Source organism: Desulfonatronovibrio magnus (assembly GCF_000934755.1).
GTDB lineage: Bacteria > Desulfobacterota > Desulfovibrionia > Desulfovibrionales > Desulfonatronovibrionaceae > Desulfonatronovibrio > Desulfonatronovibrio magnus.
This window is the reverse complement of the sequence record NZ_JYNP01000024.1, coordinates 44,461-71,014: the sequence shown is the minus strand read 5'-3', so window position 1 is coordinate 71,014 and position 26,554 is coordinate 44,461. Positions and strand designations below refer to the sequence as shown.

Below are 26,554 nucleotides of genomic sequence, written 5' to 3'. Positions count from 1 at the left end.
TAACTGGACAGTCAAAGGTTTTATTGTAATTAAATTTTTATATTATCTTCTAAATATTACCCCATATCAACAAGGCGTTGACGCAGAGACGAAAGCTTAGTTCTCTTCTCAGTAATCTCTAAGGATTTATTTTTCTCCTTTTGAACTATTTCTTCAGGAGCATTATTTAAAAAACCCGGGTTGGCCAGTTTTTTCTCAATCATGGTCAGTTCTTTATCTAACTTGCCCAGTTCTTTATCAAGTCTTTTAAGCTCACCCTCAATATCCACAACCCCCTTTAATGGAACAAACAGTTCATACCCTTTAACCACCGCTGATCCACATCCTTCAGGTTGATTAACTTCTTTGCCGGCCTGAATTTTTTCCAGACCAGCCAGAGCCTTGATAAGCCCTGAGTGCTCGTCCAGAAAAAGCTTGTCTTCTTTGTCTGCCTTCATGATTAAAGTAAGTTTGAGAGAGGGTGCAATATTCAGCTCTGATCTAATATTGCGCACCGCGCTGACCACCTGCTGCAAAAACGCCATCTCCTGTGCTGCCTTGGGAAAAATAAAAAAGGGCTGCTTTTCCGGATAAGCAACCTTACTTAAGTCCTGCTCTTTTCTACCCGGAAGAACAGACCATATTTCCTGAGTAACAAAGGGAATAATTGGATGAAACAGGATAAGGGTTTGAGAGAGTACATCTAAAAGGACTTCCTGAGCAATCTGTCTGGATTTTTCATCATCTCCATATAGATCCTGCTTGATGAGCTCAAGATACCAGTCGCAAAAGGAATGCCACATGAACTGGTAAAGTATCTGGGCAGCATCATTGAATCTATATTCATCAATGGCATCCTGAACCTGAGCCTTAACTTCTTCCAACTCATTCAGGATCCATTTATGGGCAAGCCCTTCAACATTTTCAGCATCAAGGTCCCGGGTCTGTTCATTCAGGTTCATGAGGCTGAAGCGTGCCGCGTTCCAGATTTTATTAATGAAATGACCGTAACCTTCCACACGGTCTTTGCTCATTTTTATATCGCGCCCCATGGCTGCAAAAGCTGTCAGTGTGAATCTGAAAGCGTCTGTTCCATACTCATCCATGACAACAAGAGGATCAATCACATTACCCTTGGACTTGCTCATTTTCTGTCCCTGAGCATCACGAACCAGAGCGTGAATATAGACATGATGAAAAGGTACATCCTTCATAAAATGGATGCCCATCATCATCATTCTGGCTACCCAGAAAAACAGGATGTCAAAACCTGTTACAAGCACAGAGGTCGGGTAAAATTTTTTAAGTTCACTAGTCTGTTCCGGCCACCCAAGTGTGGAAAAAGGCCAAAGGGCTGAGGAAAACCAGGTGTCCAGAACATCTTCATCCTGAACAAGCTTGGAACCTTTACATTTTGAGCAGGACTGGGGCTCTTCAACTGAAACAATCAACTCTTGACAATCCTGGCAAGTCCAGGCTGGAATACGATGCCCCCACCATATCTGGCGTGAAATACACCAGTCACGAATGTTATCCAGCCAGTCAAAGTATGTTTTCTCCCAGTGTGTTGGAAAAATCATTGTTTTTTGATCTGCCACAGCATTGCGGGCCTTGCGGGCCAGTGGTCCAACTTTGACAAACCATTGTCTGGAAACATAAGGCTCCACAACAGAGTTGCACCTGTAGCAATGCCCGACGCTGTGTTTATGCTTTTCAACACTTTCCAGAGCACCCTGGTCTTCAAGCACCTTGAGAATATTTTTACGACATTCAAGCCTGTCCTGCCCTGCAAATAATTCACCTGCCTCCTGTGTCATCCTGCCCATATCATCAATCACCTGAACCACTTGCAGATTATGTTTCTGCCCCAGATCAAAATCATTGGGATCGTGGGCTGGAGTCACTTTCAAGCAGCCTGTGCCAAACTTCATATCCACATACTCATCCCCGATAACCGGAATTCTGCGCTTTAGAATTGGCAGTATAACATACTTTCCAATAAGATGAGAGTAGCGATCGTCTTGAGGATTCACTGCCACTGCAGTATCTCCGAGCATTGTTTCAGGCCTCGTGGTTGCCACTACTACTGATCCTGTTCCATCCTCTAAGGGGTAGCGTAAATGATGAAGAGCACCCTCCACTTCACCATGTTCCACTTCCAGATCAGAAAGAGCAGTATGACACCTTACACACCAGTTGATTATATAGTTCCCCTGGTAGATCAGGCCCTGTTCGTAGAGTTGGACAAAAACCTGGCGCACAGCCTTGGAAAGCCCTTCATCCATGGTGAAACGCAGCCTGCTCCAGTCAACGGAAGCCCCGATCCTTCTGACCTGATTGAGAATCTTGTCCCCGTATTCTTCTTTCCATTCCCAAACCCTCTGGACAAATTTATCTCTTCCCAGGTCTTCTCTGGATTTTCCATCTGCTGCAAGAGACTTTTCCACAACATTTTGAGTGGCAATTCCAGCGTGATCAGTCCCGGGAACCCAGAGCACATCAAATCCCTGCTGACGTTTATGACGGCATAATATATCCTGCAAGGTAAGATTAAGGGCATGGCCCATATGCAGCGTTCCAGTTACGTTGGGCGGGGGAATCACTATGGAATAAGCTTTCTGGTCAGAATCAGGTTTTGGGGTGAAACTCTGGTTTTCATCCCAGAATCTGATCCACTTTTCTTCCACGTCCCTGGGTTCATATCCTTTTGCAAGTTCTTTTATGGCCATTTGTCCAACTCCGTAATTCATTCAAAAATTGCGTAATGCTCCAATTTCAACACCCTGGATCAATGAAGAAAAACTAATTATATCTAATACTCCTGGGCGTCAAATCGTATCTGATGCGACTATAAGTATTTTCCAGAAAACTGCCCGAAAATGAGGTTTTTAGGAGCAACATTTCTTATCTCAACTGAACAAAGCTATTCCCTTACTGGTTATTTTTTTGGGCATCTAAACATTGACAAATTTTTTTTAAATCCTTTTTTGATTCTACTTCCATTTTGGTATAAATTCTTTGAATATAAGTTTTTACGGTCGATTCTGCTATCCCTATTTCTTCTGCAACTTCACGGTAAAGCATTCCTTTGACAATCACCATCTCCAGAATCTGACACTCTCTCGGTGACAGCTTATCTGTTATCCATTCCGGAATACAGACAAACCTTTCACTGCCCTTCTCTGCCAACTGGATTTTTTGCTCGACATCCGCATCCTTGGAAGGTCCGAATATTATTTGAGAAGATGAACCGTGGATTACAGCTCCACTCTTCTTATGCCTTTGAATAAACATCAGTAGAAAAATCCCTGCAGCCAATGTAATATTTCCAAGGAAAGCTACAATAGTAATAATTTCAAAATGAGTTTGGCTGAGCATAAAGCCAATCAGTATGCCCAGGCACACTGTCGCGGAGTTTAATCCCACGGCCCTGGCTGGAGAAGTTTGACTTACTGCCAGGGCAAGAGCAAAGTAATCAGCAAATCCCATTGAAGACTGCATAAAATACAGACCGCTTACGAAAAATGTTTCAGTAAGACTGTAAAGAGCAGGCTGAGAAAGAATTGCAAAAGCTATGGCAAGATAAAGTAAACCATTAATATCCTTTGCAAAAAAATACCAGCCCAAAGTGATGGCCAGAATATAAAAGAAAATTTCACTGCCTGGTAAAGGCTCAGTTGCATAATATCCAGGCATAAGAAAACCATACATTATACCAGCCATGGTATACAGAACCAGCAACATAGGCTGATAAATGTACAAGTCTTTAAGAGAGTCCGACCGAACCCGCATTTCAGCAGAAAAGGAGAGAGAAAGAGCGATTGCTACTGCAAAATAAGACCAGACTCCTGAGGGTAGGTTAATGACAATCCCGGTCGCAATATTACCAGCAACTAAACCTGAAAAAACCTGAAATAGCTTGCCATTAGTATCACCAAGCATCCCCCCTATTCTCATTAAAACAGGAGCAGACCCTATTCCTGCCAGAATCATAAAAATGGCTGCATAATCACCGGAATAGAAAAAAAATACTGTAGACAGAGCACTCAAAACTATGCCTGAATCGGCAATAATCGTGATATCATAATCATACCGGACCAGAGAAAGAACATATAGTGCTACTATATGCGGAATTATAAAATATAATAGTGCATTCTCTATCCCAGAGTGACTTACTAAGGGGCCTTCCATGGCAAAGGACAAAAGCCAGCTAATAAATCCGGCAAAAATAACCCATACAGGAATTTTCATTATAATCGTTTATGAAGTGATAAAGGTTGGAAATCTAACTAATCTTGAGACTATAGTTGAGGCGTTCTGGACACAACCAGGTTTCTTCTGGATACAAACAAGTGGCCAGCTTTTTCTATTAAGCTATAAATGGATGTTTGGCAATATCCCATAATTTAAGTCGAGTTTATTGTTGTAACTTTAGATTTTTTTATCATGAAAAAAGAAGCTAAAACACACCTTTGCATTTCTATTTAGCTTTGTAAAATGCCAAGGTTTACACTAAAGACGACGAAATTTCCTAAAAAGTTTACAAGGCAGACGACTTTACAGAATTTCACTGGAGGCTTATTTATAAATTCATTAGAGTAAAATAAGCAACGTTTATGAAGAAACCACACAAATCTTATGATCGATCTTATGACTGAAAAGCAGAATTTTTTATTTAACAATCATGCATATGAATGACTACTATCATATTTTTTGGCAACAATTAATTTTGATATGGCGTACTTTATTTCCAATCTCATATGGTTCTTGAAAAAACAAAAAATCTACTTGCCTTGCCCTTAAATAAGTTGTAATTTTAAATAACATTGTATCTATTCACCATGCTGTGAGGACAGCCTGTATCCTTATTGGTTTCCTGTTGCTGCAAACTCCCGGCATGAGCCCGTAAGTCAAAGCCATTAATTGTTTCAAATATTCCAGAAGCATTCCCTGTCCATAGTTATGACTAACGGGCTCGAGACTTGTCAAACTAGCAGCAATGCCAAAAAAACAAGATGCAGGATTTATCTTAAAGTTGAATAGTGTTAAAAAACTTATTTAGTACCAGACCAGCATACTTCATGGACTGATTGTATCTGTTTAGCGCTTTGCATGTGGCATGGCTTCCTGCCCGGAGGCATACAGCCCGGAGGGGGACTGGCTCTTCCCGGACCCACTTGTCCCAAAAAATGAGATATTTTAAGTACAAAATGATGTTCAAGTGGGTCCCGGAGTGCCTGCCCCCTACTTTCTAAAAATGCTAAACTGATACGACTGATGATGGGGTGTCAATCCATGAATTCTAAATATTTACCAGTTAAATGAATTTATAAAGCTACAGAACAAGAACCAATGCTGTGCTTTGTAGCACTTGTAACTTAGAAAATTAATTTTACACAAAAGCTAATGGAATTCATTTTTTCCCAATGCAGTGACAAAGGTAAGGTCCGAGATCAAAACGAAGACTTCCATGGTCACGCTTCCAACCCATATATTGATGCACATATTTTTTGCGTCGCAGACGGAATGGGGGGATATGGAGCAGGAGATATTGCCAGTAAATCTGTGATCAATTCTGTTACTACTGAATTCAAAAATATAAAGCGTTTTACTGCCGGTGCTATCAAGGATTCCATTGCAAGCCTTTTTCATACTGCCCAGCAAGAATTGGCCAGCATAAGACAATCAAAAGGCAAGACTATGATGGGCACAACCCTGGCTATCCTTGTATTCTATGAAAGACTGGTTATAAGCGCCAATGTTGGGGACACAAGAATTTACTGCTTTGATGGACAAGAACTCAAGCAATTGAGTTATGATCACACTGTAGTTAATGAAATGCTGAACAACAAAACCATAACACCCGAACAGGCAATACTTCATCCTAAAAAACATATTTTAACCAAAGCTTTGACAGGCGAAGACAATCGCGTTGAACCTCATATAAATATTTTAACACACTTCGACCATAACATTTACCTGATATGTACAGATGGACTTTACAACATGGTTAATGATAACTTCTTGCGCATCAGACTCAAAGGATCATCAATTTTTGAAGCCAAGGACCAACTTTTGAAAGAAGTCTATGTCAATGGTGCTCGAGATAATGTAACCTTTCAAATAATTAAAGCTTTCGACAATGAAGCAACTATAGCCTGAATTTAATATTTAAGGCAAGTATAGCCCAGGAATGCCAGTCAAAACCCCTCACGCAAAAGTCAAAGCTGTAATAATTTTGAATTTATACATACTATATACAGTAAACAAATATTATTTTCATACATTAAAGTCAACGTGCGTAAGAAACTTATTCATTACCAATCTTAATTCATAGTTTTGCGTAAAGAATGCATCAATATTCATAGGGTAAAATTGATTTCAACTCTTTTTAGCTTTGGTACTGCGTTGCACATGCAATAGGCTTACATTTAATATTTATTTTTATATTGCTAATATTTATAGTAAATTTTTTCAGGAAAATATAAATATGTTTTCAACAATAACTGCAATTAAATTTTCTAAATGGAAAAATTTTCGTGTCAAGTTGATTAAGAACTTACAGATAATATTGACTAAATATCCAACACAATACGGAGCTGTCGCTGTAGAGTACGCCTTGGGTATGGTCCTGGCAGCAATGCTTTTTTCTGGAGTTTTTATTCTTTTCAAAGACCTGGCAATAAGAGTTTCCAATCATTTTATTACAATAGTATCATCATTTTCAACATTTTAACTTCTCAACATTAAAGGAGAATGGCATGAAAAACACCAGGCAGAAAAAAGAAAAAAAAATTGTTGGGCAAGAAAGCATGGAATTAAGACATAATGATGTTTCGTACGGAAATCAAACTGGAGCCACAGCTGTTGAATATGCGCTGGTAATTGCTGTTGTCCTTGCAGTTGTTATTGCTGCCGCTACCTTTATGGGAGATCCTTTGCAGGATTTTTTTGAAGCAGCTGTACAGCAAGTTCAGGGATGGATGGGAAGACAACCTTCTGCTAACTAACTTATGCTGGAATAATCACTGGGAGCATTGCTTTTTTCAAAATTTCGACATCTCTCATGATCTCAGTGAGAGCAGCTTACAGTACCAGTAATGCTCCCCAATTATTTTAATAAAATAACTTCCTAAAAAATGACTAACTGCAAACAAAATATAAAAAGTACCAAAAAGATGACATCTGAAAAAGGCATCGCAGCAGTAGAGTTCGCTCTGGCTCTCATGGGCCTCCTGCTTTTTTTTGCAATATTTATACAATTTTTTATTTTCTTTGCTGCAAATGAACGGGCAACATTTGCAGGGTTTGCAGCTTCCAGAGTATTTTCTGTACAAGGGATAGGACCTGCAGTAGAAACTTCAGAAAAAATTGATTCCGACTCTATAATGACTTTTGAAACAAACAGGGTAGCTGTTGCAAGACAGATACCTATGCCTTCTGGAATAAACAATTTCCTAACGCAAGGAAGAGGTTTCAGCATTGAAATTGAAATCCCTACGTTTAATGAACTTGATTATAAAAACCGTCTTGAGCAGGACGATAATGATTTTTAGGCGCATCATATAAAACAGAGAATCCACTATGCACTCTATCAGTAATCATAAAAGACACTCTAAATCAAAAGAGCAAGGATCAATTACTGTTTCTGTGGCTTTTTTGCTGCCGACAATGGTACTGATGATTGTGCTGATCATCAATATAAACCAGCTTGTTTTTACTAAAATAAAGCTTCAGAATACTGTAGATGCCTGCGCCCTTTCTGCTGCTGCAGTTCAAGCTACTGGGCTGAATGAAATTGCTGATCTGAATATTGAAATGGCAAAAGAGCATGAAAATCTTGTAAAAATCATGCGCAGTGGAACATGGTACGATTTTGGCCAAGCCGCAATTGCCCTAAGTTACTTCTTTAATGGAAAAACTGGGGTAATTGACAATATATTTGCTTATCAAAATCTTTTCAACGAATTATATGCAGCCATGGCCGAGCATGTAGCGCAAAATGTAAAAGAAATGAACATGCCATTAAGCACATTGTCAGCAGCACACAATACACAAGTTCTTACACACCTGTCGGCAGTGCAGCGACCAGTTTCATTCAGTTTTTATACAGCAAGCTATTCCCTTGGCTCTCCTGTTGCAAATCTGTTCTGGTCTGATCCTGGAGACCCAAGGTTTGCCGGAAACCATGATGGCAGTTTTTATTTGCTAGCCAAAAGGTCAGTTAGTTTTTCTACAACAACTGTAATCCGTGAACGGGTCCGAAAAGTTGGGCCAACATATGTGTTGTATGAACTTGAACTTCCAGCCCAGAACTTTCTTATCGCTGAAAGAATCTTTGGAGCCATGCCGACTCTCACAGCCAGAGCTATGGCCAGGCCTGCCGGTGGACATATTTACGATGGAAAACCCTATTACCAGGCATTGTTGATCAGGTAGGCAACCATGAACCGCATATTATCCACGAAGATCAGATTATCTACAAATAAATCAGATCAGTCAGGCTCCCAAAGAGGGCAAGCGGTAATGGAGTTAGCTCTAATCATGGGTTTTCTTGCATTTATTCTTCTTTCTATGATGATTATAGCTGAATTTACATCTAAAAACAATAAGGCACTGAGTGAAATTCGTTACCAAATGAGAGTATCAATGGCTCAAAATGCAGCAAGCCCGTTCTCTCATGCTTTTAAGGAAGAACATGTACATGTACAGGTTCCTGGAAGAATGAAGGATGTATTTAAGACGCCAACGATATCCCAAACCCAGAGAATAGACTACTATGAAGGATCTTATCATGGTGAAGGGATAAATTTTTATCGGACCCGGGGAAGATTTGTCAGACAGATTGAAATACAGGATTAAGGTGTAATAATGTCAAACACAAAAGCTTTACTCATTTCTCTTTTAGTTGCTGTTTTTGCTGTAATAATGCTCATGAACTATATAAGCAGCAGAGAAAGAGCTATTCTTGAGTTGGCTACCCCAGTTCAGGTTGTTGCTGCTTTGAGAGATATGCCTGAAGGAACCAGGGTAGAGCCCGGAATGATTGAGTTGGTGACAGTACCGCAAAAATATGTCCAGCCAGGAGCATTTAATGATATTCAAAGAGTGGTCAACAGAAGCGTCAATGTCCCTGTCTTAAGAGGAACTCAGGTCTTGGAGTCGATGTTTTTTGATGTAGAAATTGAGGGCATTGCCCCAAAAATTCCTACAGGGAAAAGAGCATTCAGTATTTTTGTCACAGATGTAACATCTGTTGGCCAGCTTATCCAGCCCGGTGATATGGTGGACATCATGGTGACAGTTGAGATCGGCTCATTCCAAGACGGACGGGCCGTAAGCGAAGAAGTCATTACCAAGACAGCATTGGAAAACATACTTGTTCTGGCAGTAGACCAGACATCAAGTGTGCGCAGAACCGGAACTGCATCAGGATCAAGCCAACAGGCTCCTGGGAGCGTTTTCAGTGCCGGAAACACCGCTGCAGGAAGTAGAAGCACCCAGATAAAGACTCTTAGCCTGTCTGTAAGCCCCAGAGAAGTTCAGATACTTAATCTTTCTCAGGAGATTGGTACATTGTCAGCATCTTTACGCTCGAGCTTTGATACCGGGCAGGTAGAAAATCTTCCTCCACTGTCAGCTCAGGATTTTCTTGGAATAGACAGGCCGATAATTCCGAGGTCCAGCCCTGCCTGGGTGGAAATCAGAGGTGCTGACTTTTTTTCCAGATTTTAACAAGTTCAGTTGGTCTTACCAGGGAGGTTTGAAATATGATGCAATTTATCACAAAAACATCCATATGCACTTTGCTTTGTGTATTTTATGCTCTTTCTGCCAGTGCCCAGTTGCCTGAAAGAATTGAAATGGTGGCAGGAGAAAGCAGAGTATTTAATACGGGTTATAATATTGATAGAATAGCCATAGGAGACCCTGATATCCTTGGAGGTGTCAAAACCAGCGACCAGGAATTGCTAATAAACGCTAAAAAACCAGGTCAAAGCAATTTTTTTATCTGGGGAACAGCAAATCAGCAAGCAGAAATTCAAATAACTGTACGCAGCAGGGAAATTGATGCTGCTGCCTCTGAAATCAGGGAGGTCATTCAGGACATTGAAGGAGTCAGCGTCAGGGTTGTTGGGAGCAGAGTGTTTGTTGAGGGTGAGGTTTTTACCCATAACTGCCTGAAAAGAATTGAAAGGGTAATTGAAGGTTTGCCCAATGTTGTAAACTTAGTAGAACTCAGCCCTGTAATGAAAGATATCGTTAAAGAGGAAATTGAAAAGGCCCTTGCAGCGCAGGGTATGCGCAACGTTGAGGTATCCGTCACCAAAAACACCTTCATGCTTACCGGACACGTAAGCAGTGATGACGAATCTGGCCGGGCTCAGAGGATTGCTCAGGCTTTCTCGCCGGAGATTGTCAATGCACTGGCTGTCAGAAAGCCTACGCCCAGGCCGCAGCCAGTGGCAGCATCTGCCCCAAAACAGAAAGAGCAGGCTCCCCCCCCTCCCCCTAGACCAATTCTTATCGAAATGTCTGTCAATATAATGGAAATAGAAAGAAATGCTCTGCGTGATTTCGGAATTCACTGGAATCCAGGTGGTACTCTTGGTGCTTCAGGAGTTTATTCTGGTGCCAGTGGTCAGTCACCAGGACTTGCAGGATCTCTTGCGGGGACATTGTCTAACCTTCTTCCTAAAACACGAAGAATAAACGAAACAGGCCAGGGTCGCTCCCTTATGCAACAAACTTTAATCACCAAGAGTGGAGATTCAGCAGATTTTTTTGCTGGTTCAGAAGTTCCAATTCCTGTCACTCAGCAGGGAGGTACCATGTCTGTTGAGTTCAAAAAAATTGGTGTCAATTTGAGCTTCAGCCCTACAATTGACTCTTATGACAACATCATAAGCTCAATAAGAGTTGAGTCCAGCAATGTAACCGGAGAAGGCCCCGGTGGTGCGCCGATAATAAGCTCAAATAATCTAAATACTGTATTAAGCGTTCAAAGTGGTAACAGCATTGCTTTGGGTGGTCTGATAGGCCAGAGAGACCTCCAGGCTTTTTCAGGTTCCCCGCCAGGTGGTAGCGCTTCGCTTGCTCAGGCCAATAGAGCTGAAAGAGCTGGAACTGATACCAGGGAAGTGGTAATCTTTGTGACTCCCAGAATACTGTCAGATACTCCAGTTGACACAGTAGAAGTCCAGAGGAGAGTAGAAAGAGACTTTATGCAACAGGACCTTGAAACTTTACGCCAGCAAGTTCAGTAAGATTGACTTGTTCTCCCCAAGGCATCGTTAAGGCATTTGAATGAGCGGACACCTAATATCCATATTCAGCTCGAAAGGAGGCACAGGTAAAAGCTTTATTGCTGCCAACCTCGCAGTAAATATGCACCTGGATACCAGAGAAAAGGTTTTGCTCATTGATTTTGGAAGACCTTTTTCCACGGACATCTCATTCTTTTTAAATCTGAATAATGTAAAAAACTTAAGCAAAATCCTGTCTATGGCAGACAAAATAACCCCTAACCTTCTTAAAGGGTATTCAACCAGTCACTCATCTGGCATACAGGTTTTAAGCTTCAACAGCGGATTTTCCTGTTTCCATGAGAGAGTTGATCCTGTAGCCATATCCAAAGTGATTTCAAGTCTCAAGACTGTTTATCAATATATTGTCATAGACACTGGCTCATACTTCGATGAAGCCATCGAAAGTTTTTTTGATCACTCAAGCGCCGTCCTTATCCCCATGGTTCCTGATTATCTTTCTTTAAGACAAACTCAGAATGACCTGAAGCTTCTGCAAAGCAAAAATTTTCCAAGAGAGTTGATCAAAGTAGTCTATAACAAACATGAAAAAAATAGCTTATTCGATCCTGACTCTTTGCCTACTCACATTGGTAGAAATGTAGAAGCAACAATACCTTTCGACTCAGAAGCTGCTTCTATACTTTTACAGGGCACCTACCCTGAAGTCCAGCCAAGACATCAGTTAACTCAGGCTCTGGACAAACTTGTTTACTTGCTCGTCCAGCACCTAAGAACTGTTAAGAAAGATAATACCAACTTACTTCCACCTGAGAAAGAAGAGGAAATTGATCTTGATGCTGTTAAAAGGTCGGTTCATGAAAAACTGCTTGAATCCATAGATTTTAAAAAACTCGATACAGAGGTTGGGCAGAATGACGAGAAAGCTGAAGATCTGAAAATGACTGTTTCACAAAAGATCTCTGAAATCCTTGACCTCGATTCTCCAGTGAAAGACCGGGCAACCAGGGCAATCATTGTTAAAGAAGTTATGCAAGAGGCTATGGGGCTTGGACCTTTAGAGGATATGCTTGTCGATTCAAGTATTTCAGAAATTATGGTTAATGCCTGGAACGATATTTATGTTGAAAAAAAAGGCAGGCTTCAGAGAATCAACAAGAAGTTTTTCTCAGAGCAGCATCTGTTGAATATAATAACCAGAATAACTGCTCCTCTGGGACGTAAGGTGGACACCAGCACACCCATGGTAGATGCCAGACTCAAAGATGGATCAAGAGTCAACGCTATCATTCCTCCCCTTGCAGTCAGAGGTTCTTGTCTGACCATAAGAAAATTCTCCGAGGATACCATCGGCATGCCCGAACTACTTAACTTTGGAACCCTGAACAATCAGATGGTAGAATTTTTAAAAGCATCAGTCCAGGCCAAGTTAAATATCCTCATCTCTGGCGGTACAGGATCAGGAAAAACAACACTGCTGAACATTCTCTCAAGTTTTATCCCGGAAGATGACAGAATTATTACCATTGAGGATGCTGCAGAACTGAGTCTGCGCCAACCTCATGTAGTCACCCTGGAAAGCCGGCCTCCAAACATTGAAGGAAAAGGAGAAGTAGTTATCAGGGATCTGGTGAAAAACAGCCTGCGCATGAGACCCGACAGGATAGTTGTGGGTGAATGCCGTGGAGCTGAAGCTCTTGACATGCTTCAAGCCATGAACACCGGCCATGATGGATCACTTACAACCATACACTCCAACTCATCTCGAGAGGCTATATCAAGGCTTGAAACCCTTGTACTTTATGCAGGCTTTGAGCTGCCCATCAAGGCCATCAAAGAACAGATCGTCGGGGCAATAGATATCATCGTCCAAATCAGCAGATTTAAGGATGGTTCCAGAAAAGTGATTCAGGTTTCAGAGGTAGACGGGATGCAGGGAGATGTAATTACTTTGGGAGATATCTTTATGTATAAGCAAAAAGGGGAAGAGGCAGGTCGAGTACTTGGAGAATTCTCTGCAACAGGATATGTTCCTAAATGTATTGAAAGATTTGAAGAAAGAGGACTTCATATCCCAAGAGAAGTTTTCTGGGCCAGCAACTAATTTTTGACGTTACTTTGAAGGATTCCTGATGAATACAGCAATAATTTTATCATTAATACTTTTTGTGTTGTTTTGGGGATCTTTATACTTTCTCCTGCGCACCAGGCCAAAAGATGAACAGCAAACTAATGAGTACACTGAGCGCCTCCATAGCGCCTTGTCTGAAATGTTTTATAATGTTTCCAAAACTCAGATTTACAGAACGGTAATTGGCTTGACAATAGCAGGCGCTTTGCTGGGTTTTTTTCTGCCTGGGAAGGTATCTGAAATTGAGTACAGAATGAGTATTGAAAGGGCTGTGGAATACAACCAGAATCAGATGTACTCTGAAGCAGTGCTGCAGCTTGAGAGACTGAGAGGGATTGATTCTCCACTGGTTCATAATGAACTTGGTGTTGCTTATCTTGGACTCAGAAACTACGCACAGGCTGAAAAAAAACTTATGCAGGCAATCAGGCTTATGCCCCACTATGGAAAGGCACACCAGAACATTGCTGAACTTTACACATTGATGGGCAGACATAACGATGCATCCTTTGCTGAAGCCAGAGCCAGAGAATCCGACAATTTTGTCATCTCTGAAGAAAGGCTCTACAACCTTTCAAGCAATATAACCGATCAGCTTGGAATTAGATTGTTTCTTGCAGCACTGCTTGGCTACGCAGCTTTTAACTTTCCAAAAGGAACAGTTGCATTTCTTCGCTGGAGAAGATCAAAAAAATTTGAATCTCAGCTGGCAGATGGCCTGGTAATGATTTCCAATGGCTTAAGGGCAGGTTTAAGCCTGGTCCAGGCTATTGAAATGCTTGCCAGAGAAGGAAAGCCCCCAGTCAGCCAGGAGTTCGAGCTGGTTTTAAGAGAGCACAAACTTGGAGCAACTATTGGCGACTCACTTAAAAACCTTGCCAGGAGAATGCCTGGTAATGATACAAGAATTATGGTTAATGCAGCACTGATTCTTCTGGAATCAGGAGGCAACCTTCCAGAAAGATTTGACAGCCTGGCCAGCACTATGCAGGAAAGAAAAAAAGTACAGCAAAAAATCAAAACCATGACAGCTGAAGGAGTTACTCAGGCATGGATACTCGCTGTCTTGCCTTTGATTATAGCTCTTCTATTAAATACAATGAATAACGAAGTATTCAGGCTGATGTATACCACCATTCCAGGGTGGATGGTAAGCACTCTTGTTGCACTTATGATTGGAACTGGAGTGTGGTGGATGATGAAAATTGTTAAGGTAAAGATATAGAGTTAAAACTTTTGAATGCTAATGATTTACTTACAACTAATTCATGCTGCGAAGCAAGCCAGAAGGTCAATACTAATTATATCTTTTTTTTTGTGCATAAATGTTCAGCCAGCAGATCCTTATAGAGTAGTTCACCATGCTAAAGATGTGAATATTGATGATTCATGGAATATATACGGCAATTATAAATATTTATTTGAAGTACTTACAGTCAATGGATTTAGAAACATATCACTATTTATAGAAACAATCGAAAACAATGCAGACTTGGAACTAACTTATAATGGAAGATTAGTAAACAATCTGCACAACTTCAATGAACAAAATTTGAAAAACAAATTAGAGTTATCACCCATTAACATCGGGGTTGACTTTCAAACCAGTGTAAAGTTTACAAATTTTGAGAAATTCTTTGCAGACTATTTAGACTTAAGCCTTCAATATCCGGCAGATCACATTTCTTATTCATTACAGTTTCCTGAAAAAATGGATTTCAAGTATAGAATAAGACATGAAGGTTATAAATTTGAAGAGATAGTAACAAGAGATTATTTCGCATGGGACGCTTCAGAAGTATACGATGTCAAGCTGATGATCAGCACTGTAAATAACTGGGATGATGTTTCCCGACATTACACATATCTCTATTCATCTCAATACTCAGGCTTGAATGCCTACGATATTTTGCTATCGGGCAAGGAAGTTTCAGCTTTAGGAATACATGAAAAAATCAGTCTGGTTATCAACTACCTTGCTGAAAATATAGAATATCGGCCGGCCACTTGTGGTGACAGGCAAATGGTTCCTTACCATTCAAACTTGGTAATTGAAAGAGGCTATGGAGATTGCAAAGATGTTGCCCTTTTAGGAACTGAACTTCTTATTTCCCTTGGCGTTGAAGCCTATGTAGTGCTTACGGGAAAAACAAGCACTGAGTGGGCCTATCAGCTTCCCGATCCATTTATCTTCAACCATGCTCAGATAGCAGCATCAATAGACGGAAGAATTTTCTTGTATGATGTTTTTGATGAAGACTCTTATGGTAAAGAAATCTGCCAGCAGCAAAACATTTTAATACTTGGCAAGAAATAGTAACCAGACACATTGAGTGGGATAATGAACAATTCAAGTTCGCTTTCATGGGAGGAGAACAAAGATGCAAACTAAACTCTTAAATAAATCAATCCTGTTTTTTACCTTATTTTTGTTTGTCTTCCAGACTATGTTGCCTCCTGTACTGCTTTCTTCCACGCAGGCACCAGCTAAAAATAAAGCGCTGGAAATTCTTATTGAAGATAAACTTTTTGATGAACATATGACTTTCCCAGAGAAATTTCTAATTTCTCAGCTTGTTCATTATGTGTTTAGCTCTATGCCTTTAAGAGAGGCATTAAGGGAAACAGCAGACCATCTGAATAAGATTATTGAAAAAGATCAATTCTGGTTTTCAATGCAAATATCAAACCCTGACATGGCAGATCTTGTTCAGGACGCCAATATTTCCAGAAAATTTCTAATTTCTGACACAAAAGACATGCAAAGCCATATACACTCTGAACAGGAAAGACTGGAAGCAATACTGGCAAAGGCTTACACAATCATTGAAAGAGATGGTGCTGTCCCAGATGGATTTCTGGAACAAATCAGAAGCCTTTCATATCTGTATGATCTTCAGGATGATCTCTGGGGCATAAAGATGCAGATGCTTTTCCATATCCAGGCAGTTTCTAAAAATCTATCAATGAACTACCTTTCCAGGAGTCCAGTCTATAATGAAAGAAAAAATAGTGTTGACCAGGCAGCTAACAAAATAAATGAACTGACTGGCCAGGCAACGTCATTACTGCAGCAGCTTTCAGTTCTTAGAGGTGGCTTTGAATACTCACAGGTTTACTACCATGGGGCCATCGCAGCTGAAATGAAAGAAGATCTGGCCAATACTAAAGAGCTGATCCAAGTCATCAGCAATAGATCTGATTTTTTAATGAACTCAGGTGGTTCTAATTCAATCCGCCATGCCAAACTTTTGCGCATGATCAATATTACTCTGGATGAGCGGCTTGCCATAGTAAATAATAAACTTGGATCAATTGGAGCTTTGGAAACCTTTGCAAACCCTTTGCATATACCATCAGAATCAGGAAAAAGCTCTACAACAGCTCCATTGGCAAACGAATACAGAGATATTGTTAAAAGGCTTTTAGGCAACACCAATATAAAGCTTAACAGTGCCCGCAAGATCAACCTTGCTCTTTCAGGCGTCAAGCAAAGTATTGCCCAGGAACTGGTTTTTTTTCAATCCCTTGCCAGTGAATCAGGAGATTTTTCACGGTTTGATCTTCAAGCTGTAAACTCCGCAAGCGCTGACTCAGAGGCAGAACTGAGAGACAGCCTTGCTATTATTGATTCAACACTTAACCGGATCATAAACCTTGGTAACAGGCTGAACTTGAATAATCCAGAATCAATAATGACCAGTGAACTTCAATCATCTCTGGCATTCAGACTTAATCGAGAAATTGAGACACTGGTTATGCAGGGCAGAGAGATCGATCAACTGGTAAAAGCTTATGATCTGAAACTGTACGCACTGCTCATTAACGCAAATCATGAACACCTGGATCGTCTGAACTCATTCAGTACGTTGGAAAAGGTAAATGTAGAAAAGTACAAAGCTCTTGATATTATTTCCGAGGCCATGCTCGATATTCAAAAGGCCATGAATTACGATGCAGAACTGGCAGAGCAACTGAAATCTCTGGGAATGAAAATAACTCTTCTTGGGCATGATTTTTTTCAAAAAAAGTCATCCAGGCTTGCTGACCTTCTTAATCAAAGCAGCATTACTTCAGAAAACCCTTACTTTGATTTTCTTGTTGGTGTCCAGGAGGAACTTCAGCACCGATCAGTCCTTCTAAATGAAATAGTTTCATTGGCCAATGATTTAGAACCGCTTTCAGTTGAGCCTGTACTTTGTCTTGACTGCCCAGGGCTTGAATTTATCTGGGAAGAAATGGCTATGCTGGACGATTCACTATCTGATGCCCTTTGGCAGATTGACAGTCTGACCGACATTGAATCTTTTTACACCAGCCAGGCAATAAACTCTGATGACAGGTTTACGCATGCCAGCAACATGTTCGCCATCATGCATAATCTTGGGGAGCAGCCTCATCTCTTCCTTAATCCTCAAAGCATTGATGTTGCCTTTACAGTTGGCTCAAAGGTAGTTGTTTTGAAAGGTGTGGGCGACCCTGATGATCTAATACTTGCAGGTCTGTCAACTGGTATAGATCACCTCTTGTATCCGCCCTATATAGGCCAGAGCAGATGGATACCGCAACGACTCATTAACGTTTGGGATAGACATGTTGTCCCTGCAGGTCAGTCTATTTCTAAGTCAGCATCAAATTTCCTGGAATCAGCTAGCGAGACCGCTGGAAAATATAGAGTGACCTTCAGACAAGGAGCACAACGAGCAGCTCAGAACATTAGAAACGTGGTTGATACTGTTGCTGACTTTGGATCCGCAACACTTACAGGTGTCAGAGACTGGGCATCAAACACATGGAAGGAAACTTCCTGGCTAAAGATAGCAACCTACTCAATTAGTGGCGTTGCATGTGGTGTAGCTGCTGTAAAAACTATGGGAACAGCCCTGATAGCCTGCAAAAAAATCCTTGCTGCTCTAAAATCTGACGCTTTGCTCTCTATAGGCAAAGGTTATATCCAAACTCTTTCACAATATGGAACAATATCTGATGAGTGGGCAAAAACTCTCAAAACTGGACTTACATGGGCTAAATTTTTACATGGTGGATACAAGAACGTTTTAGGAGCTAAAAACTGGGCTGGCATGTCCAACCTTCAAAAATATATGACATTTATGGGGCTTAAGCCTGGAAAAGCTGCTAACTTTTTCCACAGACTATCACACATTGAATGGAGTAAGGTTAAAGACAAGGTGCAATTGATTGCATCCTTAGGGCTGACCCTCAAAGAGTCCTTGGATGCTGCTTCTGGCACTTATGACTGGATGAAGGACCAATGGAACAATGCTACATTTTTCAGTGGGTTGCTACCAAGTTTTTCTAACCTCTTTTCATCTCTCAAACAACCGTTCATGATTTCACCTGGATTTGATAGAAATCCTTTTTTTCCATTTGGCAACCCCTTTGGTCCAATGGTCTTTGATACTGACTTCTCTGTTCTGAATGAATATTTTGAAGGCTTGAAACAGGGGCTTGGAGATTTCTCAGGCTGGCTTAAAGATAACCTTCCGGGACTTACAGGCCCCATCCCAAGCTTAAAGGATTATTTTTTTAAAGATATGCCATTTTATTACAACCCCCTTATGCCATTTAACAACCCTTTTTCACCTTTAAATAATCCTTTTTTGCAAAGCTTTACTCAGTCTATTCTGGACTCAGCTTCTGGAGTCCTGCTTCCTGCTGGAAGCTCTTCCGGTCAGGATGACTCGCCGGGATTTTCCCTGATCCCAGATACTAAGGAAGAACCTGCTGCTCATCAAGTAGACAGAGATCTCTATCAAATTGATCAAAGGCTTTATCAAATAGATCAGAATCTATATCGCATTGATCCCAGGCTTTTCCGAACAAGATAACAGATAATATCAATAACATGGTCAGGAGTAAGGCATGAAAAAAATCAATTCACTTTTATTTTTTTTACTTGTAGCGACTTTCATTACTGCCTGTGCGCCCAAGGCTCCGGAACCGGTTCGGGTGGAACCAGCGCCCGCTGAAGTCATCACAGTAAATCATCAAACCTTTACCCGGGAAATATCTAACTATTCCGGATCAGCCATTGTAATTTTTTATAACAACCAGTTCTGGCAATCCATGGACATGCTCAGAAGAATTGAATGGCTGGCATCGCAGTATGGTGGTCGGGCCAAATTTGCAAAATTTCACTGGCAGGTCCATGATGACCCTTCAAGATTTAAACTTGAAATGCTTCCAACTGTAATTCTTTTTCGCAATGGGTATGAAATTGACCGCATCAAGGGCATACCGCCTGAGGAAAGCGTCAGAAGAGACTGGAATGATGATATTGAACTCTGGTTTCTGGTCAACGCCTTACAGCTGACTACTGATCAATATTCCGGAAACTTTACCTACTTTTTCAACAATGACTATACCTTAAAGATTGGCAACTACTGATCCATCATATAGTTATCAAGTAAGCCAGGGAGGGCTGTGTTGAAAAAAGAACTGATGGTCGAGTTTAACAAAAAACTTTTTACTGCATTCCAGCTCAGGGGAATCAGGATAGGGGCTGTTCCAGATCTGAACAGCAGGCTTATCTCTGACTACCTGCTGGATCAGGGTAAAGTTGATGCCAGTGTTGTCAATTCCGTGCTGGAAGAGATTACTGGAATACAAAGTCTTGATCCAACCTTTGTTTCTTTTGATGCAAAATTCATAGAGCATATTACCACTTTGCTCCCCTGGAAAACAGCCAAGGAGGAAACGGCTTTTGCAGTTCGTCATGAAAATGAATTTCTTCATGTAGCCATGTCTTTGCCACAGGACAGTGCATCCATAAGCAGGCTTGAGGCTGTTACAGGCTGTAGGATTAAGCCATACAGCTGCAATACCCCGGCTATAACAAACTGCATTCAAAAATATTATGAGAATAAAACAGATGTTAAGGAACCTTTGGAGGAAGAATTTGGCCTGCTTTCTGATAAAGCACTCAAATCACTTAATCTGCTTTTGACCGGGTCCAGTGGCCCTTTGGCCATGATTAATGATGCTTATCTTATCCGTGTGTTGCAGTTCATGCTCAATACTCTTGTAATAAATGGTTCCAGTGATCTGCATATGGAGCCAAGAGAAATGGACTTCCGGGTAAGATTTCGTAAAGACGGAGTCATGCAGACGGCCTGGATACTCCCATCCATTTTCAAACAGGCCATTCTGCCCAGGCTAAAAATGCTGGCCAGGATGGATCTTGAGCAAAGCAACCTTCCTCAGGATGGAAGCATAAGCTTTGGTATTATCAAAAACAGGGTCGTTGATATTCGAACTTCATCCCTTCCATCTCTTTATGGTGAAAAAATTGTAATGAGGGTGCTGGAAAGAGATAAAAAGCAGCTTTCGTTGACTGATCTGGGTATGGAGAGCAGAGATGCTAAGTTGCTGAACGCAGCCATGAGGAAGCCTACTGGGCTGATTCTGGTTACAGGCCCAACAGGAAGCGGCAAATCTACCACCCTGTATGCTGTACTTAGTGCGCTCAATACGGATCATGTAAACATAGTTACTGCAGAAGATCCTGTTGAATACAAATTGGATGGACTAACACAGGTCAGCTGCACTTCAGATACCGGCCTGACCTTTAATGAAGCCCTTCGTTCATTTTTAAGGCAGGATCCAGATATTATTATGGTTGGTGAAATCCGTGACGTACCAACAGCTGACATTGCCCTGAAAGCGGCAATGACCGGTCACCTGGTATTAAGCACTCTGCATACAAATGATGCACCGGGAGCTGTCAGCAGATTGATTAACATGGGGATTCCGTCATATCTGGTAGCTTCCGCCCAAATGACCATAATTGCCCAGAGGCTCATGAGAAAGCTGTGCGAAAAGTGCAAGGAAGAGTATTTTCCGGAACAGGAAATATTAAAACCAATGGGACTGGACAAAAATAATTTGCAGTACTTCAAACCAGTAGGCTGCTCACAGTGTGCGGGAACTGGATATAATGGCAGGATTGGCATTTATGAGCTTATGCAGATAAATGACCAGTTAATCGAATTAATCTTGAACAATCAACCATCCAAAATCATTAAGGAAGCAGCTGTTGAAGATGGTATGGTGACTCTGAGAAAAGCTGCTCTGAACAAACTAAAATCCGGTCGCACAACCATTGAGGAAGTTATCAGAGTAACAATGGATTAAGTCTGACCAGGTCGAAAATTGAGTAGATTACTCATCAGCAGGGGATAAATATATGGACAGCTTACTGGTAAAATTTCTGGGGATAATTATCTTTTTTTCTTCAGTTTTTATCTTTCTGTACTTAAGCATTTCAAAGGCTAAGAAAAAGGGCAGCCCCCGGAAAGAAGAGCAGCTGTTTGAAACTGAAGAAACAAGGTTTATTTTTGCCTTCAGACCATTGTATCAGCTGTTGTTTCCTGTAATAGATAAACTGCCTTTTCCGAAGTATAAAAGCCTGATTAAAAAACATATTATTACTGCCGGACTGGAGGGACAGATTACTCCTGCTGATATTATCGGATTTCAGGCTACAACCATGATTATCTTTGGCTTTATAGGGTACACTTTCTTTTCAAACTGGGTGTTCATCTCAATTTTTATTATAGTGGGACTTGGCTTTCCATATATCTGGCTCTTTGAAAAGAAGAAAACAAGGCAGGAAGAAATAAAGCGCACCATGCCGGATATAGTTGATATGCTTTCTCTTTCTGTTGAGGCTGGGTTGGCCTTCAACGTGGCTGTGCAAAAAGTCTGTAATATTTTTAAGGAAGACAAGGATCCTTTTGTTGCAGAACTTTATCTTATGGATCAAAATATAAAATTAGGACGATCAAGACAGGAAGCATTGAAAATCATGGCGGAAAGAGTAGATATTATGGAAGTTGACTCTTTTACATCAACATTAATACAGGCTGAAAAAATGGGATCTCCCATATCTTCTGTGCTGAAATCTCAGGCAGAAAGGATGCGCTCAGAAAGGTTCATGAAGGCAGAAAGACTCGGAGCACAGGCATCTCAAAAACTTCTGGCTCCTATGATGGTCTTAATCTTTCCAACAATATTTATAATCATATTTGGACCATACATTATTCAATTTATTGTCAGCCCATAAAATCAAAACCGGGAGCATTACCCGTTTGTAAATGACAAAACCGGATCAAAGCCTGAAACTTTATGCTTGGCAAAGGGCTCTCCTGGCATTTATTTTTCATATTTATTTCTTGCTCAACAAAAAATAAGTGCCAGGGTGCCTGTCCCAAGCATCAAAATGGTTCTGTTTACAAACGGGTAATGCTCCCATCAAAACCTGTTCAACCAACAATAAGCAGCAATATGTCTCAGGAAATAATCATACTCAAGCAAGGAAAGTCAGAAAGAACTATCCATCTTGAAGATGGAAGTTATACAATAGGCAGGTCACCTTCATCTGATATAACTCTATCTGACAGTGCTGTTTCAAAAAAACATGCTGTACTGGAAATTAAAGGTTCTGAATTTATCATTAGAGACAATCAAAGTGCCAACGGTATTTTTTTCAGAGGCAAAAAAGTTATAGAAAAAAAATTCAATAACTCATTTGAATTTGAAATAAAACCTTATACACTCAAACTCAAAAGTGAAAATCAACCTGGTAGTATTAATAAAGAATCCAGATTCAGTGACATTATTGCAAAAAACTTCAAAGTCAGCATTATTATTTTCATGATGTTTTTTGTACTCTTAAGCACATTGGTTATTTACTCGCCCATGAAAAAAAGAGTCAACAGCATATACACCCAGGAAACATTAAAAAATGGAATACTGTTAAGCAGATACCTGGCAGAGATGAACCGGACATTCATTGAGTCTGGAGAGCACTCAAAAATCCGCATCTCTCCAGTCACAGTTGAAGACGGTGTGCTATACGCCTTTATTGTGGACAGCCATGGAAAAATAATTGCCCCCCGTGAAAGGCAGGGGGACTTTTTTAACTGGCCAGAGCTTGCCCAGGCTCTCAGAGGAGGGCAATTAATGATAGACCAGGTGTCCTCTGGAGAACGTATCATCTTCAACCCTGTTCATAGTCATGGACAGTTAAGTGGAGCAGCTATTATTGGTTTTTCACCTGGATCAGGAGATGTTCAGGGCTTGGGAGGTACTGTTTTTTTTATCCTTATTTTTTTAACAATTCTTGTGTTAGTTGCAAGCCAGGTTATTGTGAAAAGTTTTCATGACCCTTTAAAAAGATTTTATGAAGAAGCAGAGCTCGCCATCAAGGAAGGGAAAAGCAGTATAAATTATTTCGCTCCAAATCCTGAAATGGAAAATATCAAAGTAGCATTCAATCGAATTCTTCTCAGACAACCGGGTGGGCTCAAGGAGAAAGGCGTTGAGGAAAAACCCGAAATGTCCTCAGAGCAAAAAAGTGGGAACAATGACGTTAATTCTCAGTCAGTTAATATTTACGATTCTCTACAGAAAAACCGTGACGAAAACATGATTAATTCAAAAGATATAGAGCATCCATGGTGCATCATCAGCAGAGATGAATACTGTCTTAACCAGCTATCTGACAACTTTTCGAGCGAACTTCAGATAGACCATTGCAAGCCTGATACGCATATCATTGAAGCTTTTGACTCTGAGTTGATCCAGGCTGTATCAGAGTTGATTGAAAATCAAATGTCAGAACCAGTTGAAATAGAGTATCTGGGACAGAAGTTTACCGTGGAAAGATCTGACAAGCTTTCGGATCAAAATTCGGTACTAATTATTTTCAGGAAATTATCCTAATGAAAAATTCTAACAAAGACATTTATAACATATTGATTACAGTCCTTGAAGGTGTAGACAGGGGTAAAAAATTTACCCTTAATCCTGGTGGGGAGTATTCACTTGGCAGATCTGCTGAGTGCGATATTCGCCTTGATCAGTCCGACAAGACTATATCCAGGAAACACGCTCTGATTAAAGTTGAAGCCAAAAGTATACTTATTGAAAACTTAAGTTCTACCAACCCTGTTCAAGTCAAAGGTAAACCTGTATCCAAGGCAAGAATAGGTTCAGGCAAGCAGTTCCAGGTTGGCAACTCCCTATTTGTCCTTGAAGTACCCGGAAGGGACAAGATTTCAGGACGAAACAGCAATAAAAAGTTAATTATTCTCTCAGGGCTGCTTGTTTTATGTACCTTTATGATTTTTATCGGCCTCTCCGGAAAAAAAGAACAACCAGATGGCAGCTCTCCTTTAACAAGACCAGCAGAAGTTGAGGAGACCAGCCCTCCTGTGGTGTACGAAAGGCTGGAATCACTACCGGTACCAGAAGAGATTGAAGTATCTTCGGAAAATCAACTCAGATCAGACCAGCATTTCAGACAGGGAATGTTTTTTTATGATACCGGCAATACTTTAAGAGCTGTTAATGAATGGGAACAGGCCCTTAGCGTCAACCCAAACAATGCTGACGCAAGAGCATGGTTTCTAAGGGCTGAAAGAGAAATTGAAGATCAGGCCAGGAAACACTATCAAAATGCCATGCTTCACTACAAATATATGCGTTATACTCAAGCAGAACATGAATTCAGGATGGTACTCCAACTTTCAAGAAACAAATCCAGTGATCAATATATCAACTCTTTGAGGTATTTAAATGAACTCCAGTCCCGATAGCAGCAAGTTGAAACTGATTATCCATGAAGATGCTCAGACTTCTTACGAAAAAGAGTTTTCTCCTGACAAGGAAATAAATGTAGGCCGCAACGAGCTTTCTGACTTGATACTCAGAAGCCGAAGAGTTTCAAGAAACCATAGTAGAATTTTCTTTGATAAGGGTCAGTGGATAATAGAAGACCGCGGCAGCCAAAATGGAACCAAGCTTAATGGAAAAAAGATTGAATGTGAAAAGCTAAAAAATGGTGATAATGTTCAGATTGGAGATTACCAAATAGAGATAATTTGGAAACAGGACCAGGATGAAGAAGAGACGGTGGTCAGGGAAGATGACCGGACTGTTGTCCTGGAAGATGATCAGGACTTAGACAAAACTGTGGTCACTGGACCATTAATCACCCCTCAGCCTGCTGACAGTCGTATTGTAGACAGAATAATTGCCCCGATTAAAAAAAATAAAATTATTGCAGGAGTAGCCGCAGGAGTATTTTCACTATTTCTGATTATATTGATCATGCCTTCATCTAAAAACGATGAACAGGACTCTGAAGAGACAGTTTTGTCCAGAGAACAGGACAGAACAGAGACCATGCTTGACCTTGAGAGCCAGCATAGACTTTCAACATATTTGCAAAGCGGGAAGACCCAGTTTGATGCAGGAAACTTCAGCGAGGCATTGATCAGATTTCAGGCAGTTCTGGAGCTCGACCCGGAACATACTGAGGCACTTGAGCTTTTGACTCAGACTAGACAAAAAATTGTTGAAGCTGAAGAGGCACGCCGTTTAGCTCTGGAAGAAGAAAGAGAACGTATGGACAGGGTAAGAGCCATTTCCTCGAGAGCCAGGCAGGCCATGACTGCCAATAACTTGGAACATGCCCGGGAAATTATTGCTGAGGCAGTTTTTTTGGAACCTGAAGATCCTAACGTCATTAAACTGAAAGATGAAATCGAAAAGGCCATTCATGAACAGCAAATGACAAGAGAGGAGCAGGAGCAGCAAAGAGCTGAACAGGTTGCTCTGCTCAGGCAGCATTTTGAAGCTGGACAGAGATACTATGACCAGGAAAATTTCCTTGCAGCACTCCAGCAGTGGGAAAAAGTTATCGCCATGAACATTGAAAGTCCTGAAACGGCTCACATTAGACACGCAATACCCCAGCTGAGAAAATTGCTCGAGGAGGATATTGCTGAAGATTACAAAAAGGCTATGCAGCACTACGAAAAAGGAGATTTTACCAGTACTTTGGACTACCTTCAGAAAGTGGTTATTGTATCACCCGATTACAGGGAAGCTCAGCGGATAATGGCTGAAGTTTCTGTTCAAGTAGAATCTAAGGCCAGAAGGTTGTATCAGGAAGGGTTAGTTTATGAAGGATTGGGGCAGCGCTCCAGAGCCATTGAAAAGTGGAGAGAAGTACTTGAAGTAATGCCCTTTGAAGACAACGATTATTACCAGAGAGCTTTGGGAAAGCTTCGTTGAAATTTTAAAACCCATATCAGTATTTTTGTAAATTTGTAAAAATTTTCGGAACATAACGATTTAAGACGACACT

19 protein-coding genes are annotated in these 26,554 nt (G+C 40.8%); 17 read left to right on the top strand and 2 right to left on the bottom strand.

Annotated features, from left to right (window positions below; all coding sequences use genetic code 11):
* Positions 1 to 56: 56 nt before the first annotated feature.
* Together LZ23_RS03495 and LZ23_RS03490 are read right to left on the bottom strand one after the other, a co-directional pair.
* Entirely contained in the window at positions 57 to 2,708 is a 2,652-nt protein-coding gene (locus LZ23_RS03495) for a valine--tRNA ligase (protein WP_045211622.1), read from the bottom strand.
* A gap of 202 nt (positions 2,709 to 2,910) precedes the next feature.
* Positions 2,911 to 4,230, bottom strand: coding sequence for a LuxR C-terminal-related transcriptional regulator (locus tag LZ23_RS03490; RefSeq protein WP_084590877.1), 1,320 nt, complete (start codon positions 4,228 to 4,230; stop codon positions 2,911 to 2,913).
* Between the two features lie 1,155 nt (positions 4,231 to 5,385).
* On the opposite strand from LZ23_RS03490, the gene LZ23_RS03480 reads away from it, so the two are divergent.
* The 17 genes from LZ23_RS03480 (at position 5,386) to LZ23_RS03395 (ending at position 26,481) form a co-directional block, all read left to right on the top strand.
* Positions 5,386 to 6,141 carry a PP2C family protein-serine/threonine phosphatase gene (locus LZ23_RS03480; RefSeq protein ID WP_045211617.1) on the top strand — a complete coding sequence of 252 codons (756 nt, stop codon included), beginning with the start codon at positions 5,386 to 5,388 and terminating at the stop codon, positions 6,139 to 6,141.
* A gap of 599 nt (positions 6,142 to 6,740) precedes the next feature.
* Positions 6,741 to 6,989 carry a Flp family type IVb pilin gene (locus LZ23_RS03470; RefSeq protein ID WP_045211614.1) on the top strand — a complete coding sequence of 83 codons (249 nt, stop codon included), beginning with the start codon at positions 6,741 to 6,743 and terminating at the stop codon, positions 6,987 to 6,989.
* A 168-nt stretch (positions 6,990 to 7,157) separates the two neighbouring features.
* Positions 7,158 to 7,535, top strand: a complete 378-nt coding sequence (locus LZ23_RS03465) for a hypothetical protein (RefSeq protein ID WP_045211612.1) — start codon at positions 7,158 to 7,160, stop codon at positions 7,533 to 7,535.
* 28 nt (positions 7,536 to 7,563) lie between these two features.
* Positions 7,564 to 8,418, top strand: coding sequence for a Tad domain-containing protein (locus tag LZ23_RS03460; RefSeq protein WP_045211611.1), 855 nt, complete (start codon positions 7,564 to 7,566; stop codon positions 8,416 to 8,418).
* Between the two features lie 6 nt (positions 8,419 to 8,424).
* Complete coding sequence (locus LZ23_RS03455; RefSeq protein WP_157493092.1) at positions 8,425 to 8,841, top strand: hypothetical protein; 417 nt, start codon at positions 8,425 to 8,427, stop codon at positions 8,839 to 8,841.
* A 9-nt stretch (positions 8,842 to 8,850) separates the two neighbouring features.
* Positions 8,851 to 9,714 carry a Flp pilus assembly protein CpaB gene (cpaB, locus tag LZ23_RS03450; RefSeq protein ID WP_045211608.1) on the top strand — a complete coding sequence of 288 codons (864 nt, stop codon included), beginning with the start codon at positions 8,851 to 8,853 and terminating at the stop codon, positions 9,712 to 9,714.
* A 35-nt stretch (positions 9,715 to 9,749) separates the two neighbouring features.
* Positions 9,750 to 11,246, top strand: coding sequence for a secretin GspD/PilQ domain-containing protein (locus LZ23_RS03445; protein ID WP_045211607.1), 1,497 nt, complete (start codon positions 9,750 to 9,752; stop codon positions 11,244 to 11,246).
* Between the two features lie 40 nt (positions 11,247 to 11,286).
* On the top strand, positions 11,287 to 13,350 hold the full coding sequence (locus LZ23_RS03440; RefSeq protein ID WP_084590876.1) for an ATPase, T2SS/T4P/T4SS family: 2,064 nt from the start codon (positions 11,287 to 11,289) through the stop codon (positions 13,348 to 13,350).
* A 28-nt stretch (positions 13,351 to 13,378) separates the two neighbouring features.
* Positions 13,379 to 14,602 carry a type II secretion system F family protein gene (locus LZ23_RS22250; RefSeq protein WP_052507081.1) on the top strand — a complete coding sequence of 408 codons (1,224 nt, stop codon included), beginning with the start codon at positions 13,379 to 13,381 and terminating at the stop codon, positions 14,600 to 14,602.
* 21 nt (positions 14,603 to 14,623) lie between these two features.
* Positions 14,624 to 15,694, top strand: a complete 1,071-nt coding sequence (locus tag LZ23_RS03430; protein WP_045211605.1) for a transglutaminase-like domain-containing protein — start codon at positions 14,624 to 14,626, stop codon at positions 15,692 to 15,694.
* 64 nt (positions 15,695 to 15,758) lie between these two features.
* A complete protein-coding gene (locus tag LZ23_RS03425) occupies positions 15,759 to 19,226 on the top strand; it encodes a hypothetical protein (protein ID WP_045211603.1) in 3,468 nt (1,155 codons plus the stop codon).
* Positions 19,227 to 19,260: 34 nt separating this feature from the next.
* Positions 19,261 to 19,785, top strand: coding sequence for a thioredoxin family protein (locus LZ23_RS03420; protein ID WP_045211602.1), 525 nt, complete (start codon positions 19,261 to 19,263; stop codon positions 19,783 to 19,785).
* A gap of 39 nt (positions 19,786 to 19,824) precedes the next feature.
* On the top strand, positions 19,825 to 21,531 hold the full coding sequence (locus LZ23_RS03415; protein ID WP_052507080.1) for a GspE/PulE family protein: 1,707 nt from the start codon (positions 19,825 to 19,827) through the stop codon (positions 21,529 to 21,531).
* A 52-nt stretch (positions 21,532 to 21,583) separates the two neighbouring features.
* Positions 21,584 to 22,462 carry a type II secretion system F family protein gene (locus tag LZ23_RS03410; protein WP_045211600.1) on the top strand — a complete coding sequence of 293 codons (879 nt, stop codon included), beginning with the start codon at positions 21,584 to 21,586 and terminating at the stop codon, positions 22,460 to 22,462.
* A gap of 221 nt (positions 22,463 to 22,683) precedes the next feature.
* The gene (locus LZ23_RS22245) at positions 22,684 to 24,123 is read left to right on the top strand and encodes an FHA domain-containing protein (RefSeq protein ID WP_052507079.1); all 1,440 of its coding nucleotides are present in this window, start codon (positions 22,684 to 22,686) and stop codon (positions 24,121 to 24,123) included.
* Entirely contained in the window at positions 24,123 to 24,998 is an 876-nt protein-coding gene (locus LZ23_RS03400) for an FHA domain-containing protein (RefSeq protein ID WP_045211599.1), read from the top strand. The genes LZ23_RS22245 and LZ23_RS03400 overlap by 1 nt, the downstream gene beginning before the upstream one ends.
* A complete protein-coding gene (locus LZ23_RS03395) occupies positions 24,979 to 26,481 on the top strand; it encodes an FHA domain-containing protein (protein ID WP_045211597.1) in 1,503 nt (500 codons plus the stop codon). The genes LZ23_RS03400 and LZ23_RS03395 overlap by 20 nt, the downstream gene beginning before the upstream one ends.
* Positions 26,482 to 26,554: the final 73 nt, after the last annotated feature.